The 15,801-nt window shown below is 67.5% G+C and carries 15 protein-coding genes and 1 pseudogene; 11 read left to right on the top strand and 5 right to left on the bottom strand.

Annotated elements, in window-relative coordinates:
* Positions 1 to 106: 106 nt before the first annotated feature.
* Genes rfbD through Q0627_RS03300 form a run of 3 tightly spaced genes read left to right on the top strand, consistent with a single transcriptional unit; the run spans position 107 to position 3,100 of the window.
* On the top strand, positions 107 to 1,039 hold the full coding sequence (gene rfbD, locus Q0627_RS03310; RefSeq protein ID WP_298807679.1) for a dTDP-4-dehydrorhamnose reductase: 933 nt from the start codon (positions 107 to 109) through the stop codon (positions 1,037 to 1,039).
* Positions 1,040 to 1,073: 34 nt separating this feature from the next.
* Positions 1,074 to 1,967 carry a glycosyltransferase family 2 protein gene (locus tag Q0627_RS03305; RefSeq protein ID WP_298807677.1) on the top strand — a complete coding sequence of 298 codons (894 nt, stop codon included), beginning with the start codon at positions 1,074 to 1,076 and terminating at the stop codon, positions 1,965 to 1,967.
* Positions 1,964 to 3,100: an NDP-sugar synthase gene (locus Q0627_RS03300; protein ID WP_291017871.1), complete on the top strand. Its 1,137-nt coding sequence runs from the start codon at positions 1,964 to 1,966 to the stop codon at positions 3,098 to 3,100. The genes Q0627_RS03305 and Q0627_RS03300 overlap by 4 nt, the downstream gene beginning before the upstream one ends.
* A gap of 73 nt (positions 3,101 to 3,173) precedes the next feature.
* On the opposite strand, the gene Q0627_RS03295 is transcribed toward Q0627_RS03300, so the two are convergent.
* Positions 3,174 to 3,848: an O-methyltransferase gene (locus tag Q0627_RS03295; protein ID WP_291017874.1), complete on the bottom strand. Its 675-nt coding sequence runs from the start codon at positions 3,846 to 3,848 to the stop codon at positions 3,174 to 3,176.
* Positions 3,849 to 4,153: 305 nt separating this feature from the next.
* Here Q0627_RS03295 and sigE point away from each other — a divergent pair, with 305 nt between their 5' ends.
* The 4 genes from sigE to tatB all read left to right on the top strand — a co-directional run bounded on the left by sigE (position 4,154) and on the right by tatB (position 7,510).
* Positions 4,154 to 4,783: an RNA polymerase sigma factor SigE gene (gene sigE / locus Q0627_RS03290; protein ID WP_291017876.1), complete on the top strand. Its 630-nt coding sequence runs from the start codon at positions 4,154 to 4,156 to the stop codon at positions 4,781 to 4,783.
* Positions 4,784 to 5,036: 253 nt separating this feature from the next.
* On the top strand, positions 5,037 to 5,522 hold the full coding sequence (locus Q0627_RS03285) for a hypothetical protein (RefSeq protein WP_291017908.1): 486 nt from the start codon (positions 5,037 to 5,039) through the stop codon (positions 5,520 to 5,522).
* 3 nt (positions 5,523 to 5,525) lie between these two features.
* On the top strand, positions 5,526 to 6,977 hold the full coding sequence (locus Q0627_RS03280; RefSeq protein ID WP_298807676.1) for a S1C family serine protease: 1,452 nt from the start codon (positions 5,526 to 5,528) through the stop codon (positions 6,975 to 6,977).
* Between the two features lie 62 nt (positions 6,978 to 7,039).
* Positions 7,040 to 7,510, top strand: coding sequence for a Sec-independent protein translocase protein TatB (tatB, locus tag Q0627_RS03275; RefSeq protein ID WP_291017880.1), 471 nt, complete (start codon positions 7,040 to 7,042; stop codon positions 7,508 to 7,510).
* 15 nt (positions 7,511 to 7,525) lie between these two features.
* On the opposite strand, the gene Q0627_RS03270 is transcribed toward tatB, so the two are convergent.
* The 4 genes from Q0627_RS03270 to Q0627_RS03255 form a co-directional block, all read right to left on the bottom strand.
* The gene (locus tag Q0627_RS03270) at positions 7,526 to 8,689 is read right to left on the bottom strand and encodes an Mrp/NBP35 family ATP-binding protein (RefSeq protein ID WP_291017882.1); all 1,164 of its coding nucleotides are present in this window, start codon (positions 8,687 to 8,689) and stop codon (positions 7,526 to 7,528) included.
* Positions 8,690 to 8,748: 59 nt separating this feature from the next.
* Positions 8,749 to 9,993, bottom strand: a complete 1,245-nt coding sequence (locus Q0627_RS03265; protein ID WP_291017884.1) for a lytic transglycosylase domain-containing protein — start codon at positions 9,991 to 9,993, stop codon at positions 8,749 to 8,751.
* A 361-nt stretch (positions 9,994 to 10,354) separates the two neighbouring features.
* Positions 10,355 to 10,897, bottom strand: coding sequence for a DUF1003 domain-containing protein (locus Q0627_RS03260; RefSeq protein WP_291017887.1), 543 nt, complete (start codon positions 10,895 to 10,897; stop codon positions 10,355 to 10,357).
* Positions 10,894 to 12,210: a magnesium transporter MgtE N-terminal domain-containing protein gene (locus Q0627_RS03255; RefSeq protein ID WP_298807672.1), complete on the bottom strand. Its 1,317-nt coding sequence runs from the start codon at positions 12,208 to 12,210 to the stop codon at positions 10,894 to 10,896. The genes Q0627_RS03260 and Q0627_RS03255 overlap by 4 nt, the downstream gene beginning before the upstream one ends.
* A 42-nt stretch (positions 12,211 to 12,252) precedes the next feature.
* Between Q0627_RS03255 and Q0627_RS03250 the strand changes: the two genes are divergently transcribed.
* The 4 genes and pseudogenes from Q0627_RS03250 to Q0627_RS03235 form a co-directional block, all read left to right on the top strand.
* Positions 12,253 to 12,738, top strand: coding sequence for a general stress protein (locus Q0627_RS03250; RefSeq protein ID WP_291017893.1), 486 nt, complete (start codon positions 12,253 to 12,255; stop codon positions 12,736 to 12,738).
* Between the two features lie 244 nt (positions 12,739 to 12,982).
* A complete protein-coding gene (locus tag Q0627_RS03245) occupies positions 12,983 to 14,368 on the top strand; it encodes an extracellular solute-binding protein (RefSeq protein WP_291017911.1) in 1,386 nt (461 codons plus the stop codon).
* The gene (locus tag Q0627_RS03240; protein ID WP_291017896.1) at positions 14,365 to 15,534 is read left to right on the top strand and encodes a sugar ABC transporter permease; all 1,170 of its coding nucleotides are present in this window, start codon (positions 14,365 to 14,367) and stop codon (positions 15,532 to 15,534) included. Before Q0627_RS03245 ends, Q0627_RS03240 begins: the two co-directional genes overlap by 4 nt.
* Before the next feature lie 4 nt (positions 15,535 to 15,538).
* Positions 15,539 to 15,801 (top strand): annotated as a pseudogene (locus Q0627_RS03235) (carbohydrate ABC transporter permease); the annotation flags it as partial.

The raw sequence follows: 15,801 nt of genomic DNA, 5'->3' as shown, positions 1-15,801 counted from the left end.
TGGTGCTGGTGTTAAAGGTGCAACGCCAGGCTACTGGTGTGAAGTGAGAATGCAGTCGCGCAACGCCGGGCGAGTCGTGTGAAGCGTGGGACCGGCAGGGGGCACCATGGTCACCATGACTGGACGACTCTTCGTGACCGGTGCGGCCGGGCAACTCGGAACCGCTGTGCGGCAGGTCGCCGCCCGCGGCGATTCGATACTTGACGTGACGCCGCTGACCTCCACCGACCTCGACATCGCCGACTCCGAATCGGTGCGATCGGCGCTGACCGATCTCACCGCCGACGACGTCGTTCTCAACTGCATCGCCTACACCGACGTCGACGGCGCGGAGGAGGACCACAGCGGAGCCCATGCGGTGAACGTCGACGGACCGGCCCACCTCGTCCGCGTCACCAAGGAGAAGGGGGCATGGCTCATCCATATCTCCACCGACTATGTGTTCTCGGGCACACCGCCGCGCGTCGCGGACATCGAGGGATACGAGCCGGGCGACATCGATCCGCGGGAAAAGCCGGCCACGGTCTACGGCCGCACCAAACTGCGTGGTGAGAACGTCGTCCTGCGCAACGATCCGTCCAGCACCATCGTGCGGACCGCGTGGCTTTACACCGGCGGCCCCGAATCCAAGGACTTCGTGGGCACGATGCGCAGGCTCGAAGCCCAGCGCGTCACCATCAGCGTCGTCGACGACCAGACCGGCTCGCCCACGTACGCCCACGACCTGGCCGCGGGACTGCTCGAACTCGCCGGCCGTGGCTGGACCGACGCCGTCGCCGGGCAGGTGCTGCACGCCACCAACGCCGGCCGCGCCACCTGGTACGAGTTGGCCGCTCAGGTCTTCACCGAAATCGGCGCCGATCCTGCCCGCGTGCAGCCCTGTACCACCGCCGACTTCCCGAGACCCGCGCCCCGGCCCGCCTATTCGGTCCTGTCCGGACGATCGTGGGCGGCCGCCGGGCTCACCCCGCTGCGCGACTGGCGTACGGCACTGGGCAGCGCGGTCGCCGGCCAGGACAGTCCGGTGGATCACACTTAGGACCGGTCGCCCGGGGATTGGTTACCCTGTCCCGGTGACTTCACAGCTGGCCGTCGTGACGGTGACCTACAACTCGGGTGACTATCTGACGACGTTCCTGCGCAGCCTCGCCGAGGCCACCACTGCAGATCCGCAGGTCATCATCACCGATAATGGCTCCGTCGACGGTGCCCCTGACAGGGCGGAACGAGACTTCCCGTCGGTGCGACTGGTGCGTACCGGTGGCAACATCGGCTACGGCGGTGCCGTCAACCGGGGTGTGGCCGAACTCGGACCCGATATCGAGTACGTGGTGGTGGCCAACCCCGACGTCGAATGGTCGCCGGGATCGATCGACGAGTTGGTGGCCGCGGCGCGGCGCTGGCCGCGGGCCGGGTCGCTCGGTCCGTTGATCCTCGAACCCGACGGATCGGTGTATCCGTCGGCACGTCGCGTTCCCGATCTGTTCTCGGGCACCGGTCACGCACTGTTCGCCGACATCTGGAAGTCCAATCCGTGGACCGCCGCCTACCGCGCCGACGATGTCGCGCCGAGCGAACGGCCCGTGGGCTGGTTGTCGGGTTCGTGTCTGCTGCTGCGCCGGGCGGCCTTCGATTCGGTCGACGGATTCGACTCGCGCTACTTCATGTATATGGAGGACGTCGACCTCGGTGATCGGCTCGGCAAGGCGGGCTGGCTCAACGTGTACGTCCCGTCCGCGGTCATCGTCCACACCAAGGGGCACAGCGCGGGCAAGAATCCGGAGCTGATGCTGCCGGCGCATCACCGCAGCGCCTACCGTTTCCAGGCGGACCGCAACCCGGGCGTCCTGCGGGCGCCGCTGCGGCTGGCGCTGCGTGCCGGGTTGGCGTTGCGTTCCAAAGTGGCCGTTCGAGCGGCCCGTAGAGCTCTCGACCAGGAGAGCTATCTGACAGGGGATGAACGATGACCGACTCCGCGACCCAGAACGCCGCCGAGGCCGCCGGAAAGCACGAGGCACCTGACGATGCACGGCCCGATGTGCAGGCCGTGATCCTCGTCGGCGGTAAAGGAACGCGTCTGCGGCCGCTCACGCTGTCGGCGCCCAAGCCGATGCTTCCGACCGCGGGCCTGCCGTTCCTGACACACCTGCTGTCCCGGATCAAGGCCGCCGGTATCGACGACGTGGTGCTCGGCACCTCGTTCCAGGCGCACGTCTTCTCCGAGTACTACGGCGACGGATCCGAACTCGGCCTACGGCTGCGGTATGTGACCGAGGAGGCGCCGCTGGGCACCGGCGGAGCCATCCGCAACGTGCTCGGTGAACTCACCGCCGACACCATCCTGGTGTTCAACGGCGACGTCCTCGGCGGCACCGATGTGCGGCAGGTCCTCGACACCCATCGGACCAGCGGCGCCGACGTCACGATGCACCTGGTCCGGGTGTCCGATCCGCGTGCGTTCGGCTGTGTGCCCACCGACGACACGGGCCGGGTCACCGACTTTCTGGAGAAGACACAGGACCCGCCGACCGATCAGATCAACGCGGGTGCGTACGTCTTCCGGCGATCGGTCATCGAGGCGATTCCGGCAGGGCGGCCGGTGTCTGTGGAGCGGGAGGTCTTTCCCGGACTGCTCAGCGCGGGCAGACACATCCAGGGTCACGTCGACTATTCGTACTGGCGTGACATGGGGACGCCCGAGGACTTCGTGCGCGGCTCGGCCGACCTGGTGCGCGGTATCGCACCGTCGCCCGCGCTCGGTGACCGGCGCGGCGAATCCCTCGTCCACGATGGTGCGGGAGTGGGGCCGGGCGCCGTGCTCATCGGCGGCACCGTCGTGGGCCGCGGAGCGGAGGTCGGACCCGGCGCCAGGCTCGACGGTGCGGTGGTGTTCGACGGCGCGGTGATCGAGGCCGGCGCGGTCGTCGAACGCAGCATCATCGGCTTCGGTGCCCGTCTGGGCCCGCGGGCGCTGATCCGCGACACGGTGATCGGCGACGGTGCCGACGTCGGTGCCCGGTGCGAGTTGCTGCGTGGCGCTCGGGTGTGGCCGGGCGTGACCATCCCCGACAACGGCGTCCGGTTCTCGTCCGATATCTGACCGGGGCGTTTATCTGACCGGGGCGTTGTCTGACCCGGTACTTGTCTGACCCGGTACTTGTCCGACCCGGCACTTATCTGGCGCGGTCGGGTGCCTTGGCTGCGGCCAGCACTCCTTTACCGAGGGGGATGACCACCGGCAGCAGCCGGTCGTCCTCGGCGACGATGATCGCGGCGCTGCGGGCGGCGTCGGTCATCGGATCGTTGCGTTCGGGATCGCCGATGGCACCTTCGGCCGTCGCGTCGTGGACGACGAGCACGCCTCCCGGCCGCAGCAGGCGGATGGCCTCGACGACGAAGTCGGGCAGTTCCAGTTGCGGGCCGTCGACGAACACCAGGTCGTACGAGCGGTCGGACAGGCGGGGCAGCACGTCGCGGGGAGCGCCGTTGATCAGCCGGGTGCGTCCGGAGGACACCGCCGCACCCGCGAACGACGCACGCGCGGCACGATGGTGGAGCGGTTCGGGGTCGATGGTGGTCAGCACACCGTCGGCGCGCATCCCGGCGAGCAGCCACAGCCCACTGACGCCCGCACCGGTGCCGATCTCGACCACGTTCGTCGCGTTGACCGATCGTGCGAGGAATGCCAGCAGCGCACCGGTGGCCGGGCTCACTGCGGTCGCGCCGAGTTCTTCTGCACGGCCGCGGGCCGCCGCCACGGCGTCGTCCTCGATGATCGCGGACTCCGCGTAGGAGAGCACGGAGGCGGCCGCCTGCGCGGACAAAACGGGCGAAGGTGATTCACTCACGATGCCAGCGTAATCGGGTGGCGGTCACCGCTGTCGCAGGGCACGCTGATTTCGGCTGAAAGTCCCAGGTGGCGGCCGCTCCGTGAACTGTTCCCGGCTTCCTCAGGGAACACACAGCCATCTCATACGGCGACCACACGCCGATAGGAGAGGGTTGACCCATCGCGGATGAGCGCGAACGGCGACTCGGGGGATTCGGGAATCCGGGGAAACGGGCCGGGGCGGGAATAGACCGGGCACCGGACCGGTTGATCCGATACCCCCGGCCGCACCACCAGCGTGAACGAAGGGAACGTGCACCAGCAATGTCTGCATCGCCAGTATCAGCGTCCTACGACGAGACCGCCGACCGGATTCCGTCCGGCACCGCGGGCTTCGACGCCACGGGCAGCGCGGGTCTGATGCCGTCGTGGGACGAACTGGTACGTGAGCACGCCGATCGTGTCTACCGGCTCGCCTATCGTCTGTCGGGAAATCAGCACGATGCCGAGGACCTGACCCAGGAGACCTTCATCCGCGTCTTCCGCTCGCTGTCGAACTACAAGCCGGGCACCTTCGAGGGCTGGCTGCACCGCATCACCACCAACCTGTTCCTCGACATGGTGCGCCGCCGCGGCAAGATCCGGATGGAGGCGCTGCCCGAGGACTACGACCGGGTGCCTGCCGACACCCCCGATCCCCAGCAGCTCTACGCCGACGCCAATCTCGACGCCGACCTGCAGAGCGCGCTGGATTCGCTGGCGCCCGAGTTCCGCGCCGCCGTCGTGCTGTGCGATATCGAGGGGCTCTCGTACGAGGAGATCGCCACCACTCTCGGGGTCAAGCTGGGCACGGTGCGCAGCCGCATCCACCGCGGCCGGCAGGCGATCCGCGACCATCTGGCCGGCAACGGTCACCTCGACGGCCGCTCGGTTGCGATGGGGTCGGCCCGCTAGCGTCGATCCAGGCCCACGCCGTAGCCCCGGCCGGGAACCTCCGGCTCGCGAGCATCGTTGAGTGCTTCGGATAGGCTGGCGGCAGTGCGCGCATCCGACCCGATGGGAAGGTTCTGCGCGGCGTCATCGCCACGGCCGAATAGTCGAGACGGAAGGGCAAACCATGGACACCGGCAGGAGTCGTCAGGGCCCCGAGAGTCCTCAGATTCCCGGGGGGCTCACGGGCCCACAGTCGCAGCTCGATGCGACCGGTATGCGCCGGCGGCGCCGTTCCTCCTGGAACCCCGCGACCTGGTCACCCGGTGCGCCCTGGTTGACCCCCAATCCGGGCTATCGTGCGCCGGGAACCCCCGGTGGCCGGGACTTCGCTCCAACCGAACATCTCAATCCGGAGGCGGTTGCGGCGTTCGCCGACGGCGAGCTCGCGATGACACCCCACCTGCGCGCCGGTCGGCACTTGGCCGTGTGCGCCGAATGCACTGCGGCCGTCGACGCCCAGATCGCGGCCAGCAAACGCCTGCGTACGTCCGGTTCCGTCGAGATCCCGGCCTCGTTGCTGGGGCAACTGGCTCAGATCCCGACGCGTGAGTTCGACATGCGGCGTGTCGTCGACGGAAACCACCTCGATGCCTCCGGATTTCCGGTGCACGACGCGCAGGGCGCCCACGATGCGCAAAGTGTCCGGAGTGCTGTGACGGACAACACCAACGGCCGCGCCCCGCGCCGGTGGGGTCGCTGACAGGTGGAACAGATCGACGACAAAGCCGACCTCTTCGTGGGCCGGCATGTATCGGTGTCGCGGGAGACCGCCGAGGTATTCGGCAGGCCGGCGGGTGTCCGGGGTTCCTTCGCCGACAGCGGCCAGTCCGATTCGCGGCCCGCACCCGCGATACGCCCGCCCGATCCCGTCCTCGCCGAGGCGTTCAGTCGTCCCGCAGGTGAGCCCGACAGCCTGCAGCGCGATCCGCTGGCTTCCTACGGTGTGCCCGACGAACCTCCGGCGCGGGCGGATCCGTGGCGCGATCCCGACAGCACCCCCACACTCGATCGTCCGGCCCTGAGCGTTCCAGTAGCGCCCGAGCCGACCCTCGCGGGCCCGAAGCTCGGCGTGCGTGAGGTCCTGTTCGGTAACCGGATCAGCTGGTGGGCGCTGGGCACGCTGGCGATGATCGCGTTGCTGATCGGGCTGGTCGGTGGTCTGCTCGGCCGGTGGACGGCCGAGGTCGCGGCACCGCTGCATTCCAACAGCGTCAAACTCCATCAGTCGGGCGGGGGCGGTGATCAGCCGCGCAGCCAGGTGGCAGCCGTCGCGCGGGCGGTGGAGAAGTCGGCGGTGTCCATCGACATCCGCACGGCCAGCGCGTACGCCAACGGCTCCGGTTTCGTCATCGACGCCAAGGGGTACATCCTCACCAACAACCATGTCGTGTCGATGGCCGCCAATGATCGCTCGGCCAAGCTCGAGGTGGTGTTCTCCGATCGCACACGGGTTCCGGGCCGGATCGTCGGCCGTGATGTGCGGACCGATCTCGCGGTGGTGAAGGTCGACAAGATCGAGAATTTGACGGTGTCCAAGCTGGGTAACAGCGACAAGCTGCAGATCGGCGAGGATGTTGTGGCGTTCGGTTCGCCGCTGGGCCTGGACCGCACGGTGACCAGCGGCATCGTCAGTGCGATGAACCGTCCGGTACCGCTCAAACCCGACGCCGAATCGGACACCGACGCGGTGATCGACGCGATACAGACCGATGCGGCGATCAATCCCGGCAACTCGGGCGGCCCGCTGGTGAACGGCAAGGCCGAGGTGGTGGGCGTGAACACGGCCGGTCTGGTGCCGGGCGGTGGCTCGATCGGGCTCGGTTTCGCGATCCCCATCAATCAGGCGCTGCCCATCGCCAAGGCCCTCATCGCCGACGGCAAGGTCAATCATCCGCAGATCGGCATCAACGCCAGCTCGGTGCGCAACGAGCGGGTGCTGGGAGCGCAGGTGCGCAATGTCGTCGCCGGCGGTGCTGCGGATCGGGCCGGCGTGCGGGAGAATGACGTCATCATCTCGTTCAACAACCGGACCATCGAGAGTGCCGACGAACTGACGGTTGCGGTGCGCACGTCCAAGATCGGCGAGAAGGTTCCGTTCACTTATTGGCGGGACGGCCGGACCTTCAAGTCCACCATCACGCCGGGCAGCGACTAGAGGCATCCGAAGGTGTCGGACTTCATATCCGGTCTCCACAGCACGTCAGGGGGTGCACGAACATGTTCAGCAACATCGGGTGGGGCGAACTCCTGATCATTCTCGCCGCGGCGCTCATCGTGCTCGGCCCGGAGCGGCTGCCCGGTGCGGTGTCGTGGACGCTGCGCGCGGTGCGTCAGGTCCGCGACTACGCGACGGGTGCGACGAGCCAGCTCAAGGACGAGCTCGGCCCCGACTTCGAGGATCTGCGCAAACCACTCGCACAGCTCAATGAATTGCGGGGGATGACACCGCAGTCGATCGTCACCAAGCACCTGCTCAACGGTGACAGCTCCATTTTCGATGACGTCCGGAATGGATTCGACGACGTCAAGAAGGGGTTCGACCTGGGGGAAGCGCCCGGGTCTGCGAATCCGTCGATGACCAAGCGGCCGTCGTCCGCACCCGACCTGGGCTCCAAACCCGATCTGGGTAAGACGCCGAAGGCTCCCGGCGGCGGCCCGCACGACGCGAGCCGCTGGGACGCCACCTAGGGCCACCTTGGGCGGTTACAGCAGATTGCCGGGTTCGGCACGCCTGGTGGTGTCGATGCCCAGGCTCATCCCGGCCAGTCCGCGGCGCCGCACGGCCAGTTGATCGGCGACAGCCCGCAGCGCCGAACCCGAAGCCGATTCCGGGTGCGCGAGTACCACTGGCGTACCCGCGTCACCGCCTTCGCGCAGCAGCGGTTCGAGCGGGATCTGACCGAGTAGTTTGACGGGTGCGCCGACGGCGCGAGTCAGCCGGTCGGCGACCTTCTGACCGCCGCCGGAGCCGAACGGCTCCATGCGGCTGCCGTCGGGCAACTCCATCCACGACATGTTTTCGACCACCCCGAGGATCTTCTGACGTGTCTGCAGGGCGATCGCGCCGGCCCGTTCGGCCACCTCCGCCGCCGCCTGCTGCGGGGTGGTGATGACGAGTATCTCGGCGCCCGGGATGAGCTGGGCGATGGAGATGGCGACGTCACCGGTGCCCGGCGGTAGATCGAGCAGTAGCACGTCGAGATCGCCCCAGTACACGTCGGCGAGGAACTGCTGCAGCGCCCGGTGCAGCATCGGGCCGCGCCAGGTGACGGGGGTGTTGCCGTCGGTGAACTGGCCGATGGAGATGAACTTCACGTCGTGGCTGACCGGCGGCACGATCATCCGTTCCACCTGGGTGGGTTTGGCGTCGCTGCCGAGCATGCGGGGCACCGAATGGCCGTAGATGTCGGCGTCGAGCACGCCGACGGAGAGGCCGCGCTCGGCGAGGGCGGTGGCCAGGTTCACCGTGATCGACGATTTGCCGACGCCGCCCTTGCCGGAGGCGACCGCGTACACCCGCGTCAGCGATCCGGGCTGGGCGAACGGGATGACCGGCTCGTCCTTGTCGCCGCGGAGCTTCTTACGCAGGGCGGTGCGCTGTTCGTCGTTCATCACGTCGAGCTCGACCCGCACCTGACCGACGCCGGGTACGTCGGCGACGGCCTTCTCGACCCGGCTGACGATCTCGGTGCGCATCGGACAACTCGAGGTGGTCAGGTACACGCCGACGTCGACGCTGGCGTCGTCCGCGACGGCGACCGATTTGACCATGCCGATCTCGGTGATGGGTTTGCCCAGTTCGGGATCTTTGACCTTGCTGAGGGCCGAACGGACGGACGACTCGGTGGGAACGACTCCGGTACTCATCGCTCACCAGCCTAGGGCATGTCCCCCGGGGGTATCGCTCCCCGGGCCGGTCGGAACGGTCAGCGAGGTGCGCCGCCGGCCGCCGCGTGCTGACGCGCCGCGCCCTGCCTGGGGGTGTTGGTGGCGGGCTTGCGGGTAGGCAGCAGAAGACCCGGAATCCGGAGGTTGGGCGCCGGTTTGATCGTCGTCGTCGTGACGGACGGGGCGCCCGGCGCGCTGGTCTTGGCCGGTGTGGTGGGCTTCGGCTGGTCGGGCAGCGGGAGACCGGGAATGGTCACGCCCGGCGGCAGGCACACCCCACGCGCCACGCACTGCTGGGTCGGCTTGGTGGGGGTGGTGGAGGAGGCGCTGGGCGTGTCCGACGGGGCCGACGGGTCGCCCGGTTTGCGGCTCTCCGATACCGATCGGTCGGCCGAACGTCCCGGTTTCCTGCTGCTCGACGGTGTCGGGCGCTTGGGTTCGGGGATCGGGTTGGTCGGCATGACACCGGTCGAGTAGGCAGTGGCCCAGCTCAGCACGTTGGCCACGTATTCCATCGAATGGTTGTACCGCAGGACGGCGGCGACCTTGTTGCGCTCGGTCATGATGTCGGTGACGCCCGCGCACAGGTAGCGGCCGGCCGAGTAGGTGGCGTCGAAGACGTTGTTGGGGTCGGCCTTGCCGTCGCCGTTGGCGTCGGCCCCCCAGGACGCCCAGGTGCTGGGGATGAACTGCATCGGGCCCATGGCGCGGTCGTGGGTGGCGTCGCCGTCGATCCGGCCGCCGTCGGTGTCCGTGATGACCTCGTTGCCGGCGAGCGTTCCGTTGAGGACGGGGCCGGCGATGGGGTTGATGGTGGTGCCGTAGGCGTCGACGGAACCATTGCCGGCATGGTCGGACTCGATGCGGCCGATCCCGGCGAGCAGGAACCACGGCAGTTTGCATTGCGGGGACTCGGATCCGACGCGGGTCGCGGCGAGCTTGTACGCCTTGAGGACCACACCCGGGATGCCCAGCGGCCCCGACGGCAGGTCGACGGTGGTGCGGAACTGCGGGGCCACACCGGCGCCGTTGGTGGCGTTGTTCGGCGCCGGCGGGACGAACCCGGTCATGGCCGTGGCCATCGAAGGTGAGACCTCGTAGGCGGGGGCGGTGACCACCGGTTCCTGGTTGGCGACGGTGTCGATCGCGGAACTGTGCGCACTCGACGACGCGGCGCCGAGCACCATCGCACCGACCAGGATCGATCCGGTTCCCACCGCCAGCGTCCGCCGGGGGACGCGCGCACGCGAGGATCCGCCCGATTTCCTGAACACCGAACTCATCGGCAACTACCCCGATAGTGCCTGGTCTCTTCCACGCCTAGCTCCGTACACCACACAGTCGTCGTTCCCGCACGCGGCGGCGCGGGTGTTGTTGCAGCCCCCGGCCCGCGGTGAGCGGGTTGTCATTGCCCGGTCGGGTGTGTCCCGACCGATAGTCGTGAACCACCATACAGATCATGTCTCATTTTGAATACGAGATAAGACAGTTCTCTTACCCCTGTGCATCGCCGTCGGGTGGTGGTGTTGTTACGTGCACCCGCGTCCGACCTGGTAAATTGCGGCCCACCTGTCCACCGAACGGATGAATTGTGCACCGGAGACCACGAAATCGTGCCTGTTCGGAAATCGTGACCGTTCGGGTTCAGTCGACGGTCGGATCGTGATCGTCGGTCTTCGGCTCGTCGAGCGGGTCGGTCTCCTCGGTCCGCTCCCGTAGCCGCTCGGTGAGTTCGTCGATGAGGTCGTCGAGTTCCTTGCGCAGGTAGTCCCGGGTGACGGTGTCGCCGACGGCGAGGCGCACCGCGGCCAGCTCCCGGGCCAGGAACTCGGTATCGGACTTGGTCTGCTCGGCCCGTGCCCGGTCCTCTTCCAGCGCGACTCGGTCGCGGTTTTCCTGACGGTTCTGAGCCAGCAGGATGAGCGGCGCCGCGTATGCGGCCTGCGTCGAGAACGCGAGATTGAGCAGGATGAACGGGTATGGATCCCACCGGATCGCCACGGCGACCAGGTTCAGCGCGATCCACACGATGACGACGACCGTCTGGATCGCGAGGTAGCGCCCGGTACCGAGGAATCTGGCAACGCGTTCGCTGTAGACGCCGACGATGTCGGAGTCGAGATTGAAGGTGGGCCGCCAGCGTTCCTGCGGGGTGTCGAGCTTGCGGCCGACACGTTCGGTGCTCATCGCGGCGACCGCTCGGCGGCCGGAACCGTGGCGTGCGGACCGGCGCCGGGGTGCGGATCGGTTTCACGCCAGTCGCGTGGCAGCAACTCGTCGAGGAGGTCGTCGACGCTGACCGCTCCCAGCAGGTGGTTCTCGGCGTCGACGACGGGTCCGCACACCAGGTTGTAGGTGGCGAAGTAGCGGGTGACCGTGTCCAGCGAGTCCTCCGGGCCCAGTGAGATCAGGTCGGCGTCGAGGATGCCGCCCACCAGTGAGGCCGGCGGCTCGCGCAGCAGCGCCTGGAAGTGCACGCATCCCAGGTATTTTCCCGTCGGTGTAGCCGTCGGTGGGCGCACCACGAACACCAGGCTGGCAGCGGCCGGGTTGATCTCGGGGTTGCGGATCCGGGCCAGCGCCTCGGCCACGGTCGTCGAGGCGGTCACGATCACCGGTTCGCTGGTCATCAGGCCGCCCGCGGTGTCGGGGGAGTGCGTCAGCAGCCGGCGCACCGGTTCGGATTCCTCCGGATCCATGCGGGCCAGGAAGGCCTCGGCCTCGGTTGTGGGCAGCTCGCCGAGCAGGTCGGCGGCGTCGTCGGGGTCCATCGCCTCCAGGACGTCGACGGCGCGGTCGATGCCGACGTGGTCGAGGATGGCGGTCTGGTCGTCGGGCGGCAGCTCCTGCAGGACGTCGGCCAGGCGCCCGTCGTCGAGTGCGGCGGCGATCCGGTCGCGGCGGCGGGGCGGGAGATCGCGCAGGGCGTTGGCGACGTCGGCGGGGCGCATGCCCTCGAACTGGGACAGCTCCTGTGCCAGGCTCTGTCCGGGAAGTTGCAGCGCGTGTTGGGTCAGGCCCACCACGTGACCCCATTCGACGACGTGAATATCACCGCGACGCAAGCCTTTTCGGCTGGTTCGCACCGCGACGCGGGAAATCACCCAATCGCGGGTGCGGGTGCGTTCGATACCGAGGTCGATCACTGTCAGGTCCTGATCCTCCAGGCCCTTGAGGTCGGGATCGTGGATCCGCACGCGGGAATCGACGATCTGCCCCATCGCCAGTGCCTCGCCGGGACGCAACTGCATCTGCCGCAAGTTCACCTGGCCGGTGCCCAGGGTCACGGCCTGTGGCTCGATGGACGTGATGCGCAGCATGGGCACGAAAATCCTTCGCCGGGTGGGCAATTCGACGGCCAACCCGAGGGCGCGCGGACGTTGGCCGGACAGGCGCAGAGCGACGACGACATCACGGATTCTTCCGATCGACTCGCCGTCGGGACCGAGTACCGTGAGCCCGACTAATCTGGCGATGTAGACCTTGCCCAACGATGCCATGGGCTAAGGGTAGAGGTCGCTGACAACAGGAGTGGAGACGACATGTCCAACCCGATTCAACCGCCCAGGCCCGGTGCTGCGCTGCCCACGCCGCCGAAGGGGTGGCCGATCGGTTCCTACGGTACGTACGCAGAGGCTCAGCGCGCCGTCGACTACCTGTCGGATCAGGAGTTCGCGGTCCAGGATGTGACCATTGTCGGGGTCGACCTGATGCAGGTGGAGAAGGTGATCGGCCGGCTGACGTGGGGCAAGGTCATCGGCGGTGGCATCGTGTCGGGGGCGTGGCTGGGCCTGTTCTTCGGTCTGCTGGTGTCGCTCGTCGTCGACAACCCTTTGGTGCCTATTGTTTTCGGCCTCGTCGGCGGCATCGTCTTCGGTGTTATCTCCACGACGATCCCTTATGCGGCCACGCGCGGGCAACGCGATTTCGCCTCGACCATGCAGCTGGTGGCGGGCCGCTACGACGTGCTGTGCGATCCGCGCAGCGCCGAGAAGGCACGAGACATGCTGGCGCGGCTGACAATCTGACGATCCCGCATCGATCGACACCAATCCGGGCATGTTCCCTGGCCATTCGGCTCTGCTCGCTGGCACGCTCGAACCAATGGTGCGGTAGCTCACATCATGCTCTGTTAGGTTGAGAAACCGAACAATGGCGTGAGGAGGGCATGTGACGATCAGGCACACCGGGGTCCCACACGACGGGGTTCCATGCACCGGGGTTCCAAACGACAGGGCGCCACGAAAATGGGTCCTACGCAGGGCACTCGGCATCGCCGTGGCGGTGGCCGTGGGTCTGCCTGTGGCCGCGTGCGGATCGGGACACACCCCCGGCACCATCAACATCTATACCAACGCCGACGGTGCGGCGATCACCCGCACGACCAGTGCCGCGTGCACCAAGGATTCGGCCGGTAAATACACGATCAAGGTGCATGTCCTGCCCAAGGCCGCCGACGACCAGCGACTGCAGCTCGCGCGCCGGCTGGCCGGCAACGACAGCGGGGTCGACCTGATGGGTCTGGACGTCGTCTGGACCGCTGAGTTCGCTGATGCGGGCTGGATCGAACCGGTGCCCGACCCGCTCGCGGCCAAGATCAAGGAGACCACGCTCGGCGGCCCGCTCGCCAGCGCGCTCTGGCAGACCACCGACGATTCCGAGAAGCGGCTGTATGCGATCCCGACGTGGAGCAATACCCAGCTGCTCTGGTTCCGGCCCGATCTGATGAAACAGTATCTCGGCACCACGAGGCCTCCCGCCACCTGGGACGAGATGCTTGATGCCGCGGAGAAGATCCGCAAGGCCGGGGGACCGAGCTGGATCATGGAGCAGGGGGCCCAGTACGAGGGCCTGATGGTCTGGTTCAACTCGGTGCTCACCAGTGCCGGTGGTTCTGTCGTCGATCCCGACGACGCGTCCACACAGACGCTCAATGACACGGCCGAGCACCGCGCCGCCACCCTCAAGGCCTTGCAGATCCTCAAGGCGGTGGCCACCGCGCCCGGTCACGATCCGTCGATCACCAACGCCGACGAGACGGCCGGCAGGCTCGGAATGGAAAGCGGCAAAGCCGCCTTCCAGATCAACTGGCCGTTCGTCTTCGCCTCGATGCGGTCCAATGCGGCGGCCGGTGACGTGCCGTTCTTCAAGGAGATGACCCGGTACGCCGATCTGCTCAACAGCAATCCGCAGAACAATCAGCTCGGCGAGGTGAACAACTTCGTGCGCACCAGGTTCGACTTCGCGCCCTATCCGGGCGTCATCCCGGGGGTGCCGGCCAGGAGCACCATCGGCGGCCTGAACATCGGTGTCGCGAGTACGTCCAAGCAGAAGGCGCTGGCCTTCGAGGCCGCAGAATGTCTCACCACGCCGGCGGCGCAGAAGATCTACGCGATCGACGGCGGCAATCCGCCGGTCCTCAAGGCGCTCTACGGCGACCCGGATTTCCGGGCGGCCTACCCGATGGGTGACATCATCGGTCAGCAACTGGCCGCCGACCGAGCCGCGACGCGCCCGCCATCGCCTGTCTACCAATCGATTTCCACTCTGGTCACTGCGACGCTGTCGCCGGTGGGTGCCTGGGACCCGGAGTCGATGGTCGATGAGCTGGCGGATCAGGTGCAGAAGGCCATCGACGGGAAGGGGCTGATCCCATGACGAACGACGGCAACGGCGGGGGCCGGCACGCTCTCGGTGGTGGTGAGCCGCGGCGTGGCTGGTCGCACCCGGAGGTGGCCAAGAGTCCCGCGCCGGGTTCGGCCGGTAAGTGGGTGCCGCCGGAACAGATGCCGGGCGCCGTGCACCGGACTTCCGACCGGCCGGCCGCGGCGGGACCGGCCGGCCCGGCGGCCGGTTCACCGGTGCGTGCGGCCGCAGCGGTGGCAACCGTGACGCGGCCGGAGTCCCCGGCCACGAGAGGCGGCACCACGGGCGGGGGCAGGATCAGCGACGGCAAGTCCGCCGAACGCAGGCTCGCGTTCTGGCTGGTCGCCCCGGCCGCCGCGCTGATGGCGCTGGTCACCGGTTATCCGATCATCTACGCGTTCTGGTTGTCGCTGAACAAGGAGAGCCTGTCGGCGCCGGGCGAACGCAGCTTCGTCGGGTTGAGCAATTACGTCACCGTGCTCTCGGACGGCTACTGGTGGACGGCGTTCGGCGTGACGATGTTCATCACCGTGGTCTCCGTGGCGATCGAACTGGTGCTGGGCATGGCGGTGGCGCTGGTGATGCACCGGACGATCTTCGGCAAGGGCGTGATCCGCACCGTGGTGCTGATCCCATACGGCATCGTCACCGTGGCGGCGGCCTTCTCCTGGTACTACGCGTGGACGCCGGGCACCGGCTATCTGGCCAACCTGTTGCCCGACGGCAGCGCGCCACTCACCTCGCAGTGGCCGTCGCTGTTCATCATCATCCTCGCCGAGGTGTGGAAGACCACTCCGTTCATGGCATTGCTGCTGCTGGCCGGTCTGGCGCTGGTTCCCGACGATCTGCTCAAAGCGGCCCAGGTCGACGGTGCCGGTGCCTGGACGAGACTCACGCGCATCATCATTCCGCTGATGAAACCGGCGATCCTCACCGCACTGCTGTTCCGCACGCTCGACGCGTTCCGCGTGTTCGACAACATCTACGTGCTCACCAAGGGCTCCAACAACACCTATTCGGTGTCGATGCTGGGCTACGACAACCTGTTCAAGGCATTCAATCTCGGTGTGGGATCGGCGATCAGCATTCTGATCTTCCTCTGCGTCGCGATCATCGCATTCGTCTTCGTCAAGGGCTTCGGCACGGCCGCGCCCGGCTCCGACAATGAGGGGCGGTAGCGGAATGAACCAGACCGGATCCAAAAAAGCCTGGTGGACCATCGCCAACGTCCTGGTGGTGCTGTACGCCGTCGTCCCGCTGATGTGGATCGTCAGCCTGTCGTTCAAGACGCCGGGCACCGTCAAGGACGGTAGTTTCATCCCCAAGGAATGGACGTTCGAGAACTACACGGGCATCTTCGAGGCGGGGGGCTTCACCCCCGCGCTGCGCAACTCGATCGGCCTCCGCCTGGTCACCACCGTCATCCCGGGGCTGCTGGGCCCGCT

This window comes from uncultured Gordonia sp. (assembly GCF_937858515.1).
Lineage (GTDB): Bacteria > Actinomycetota > Actinomycetes > Mycobacteriales > Mycobacteriaceae > Gordonia.
This window is presented reverse-complemented; position numbering and strand designations above follow the sequence as displayed.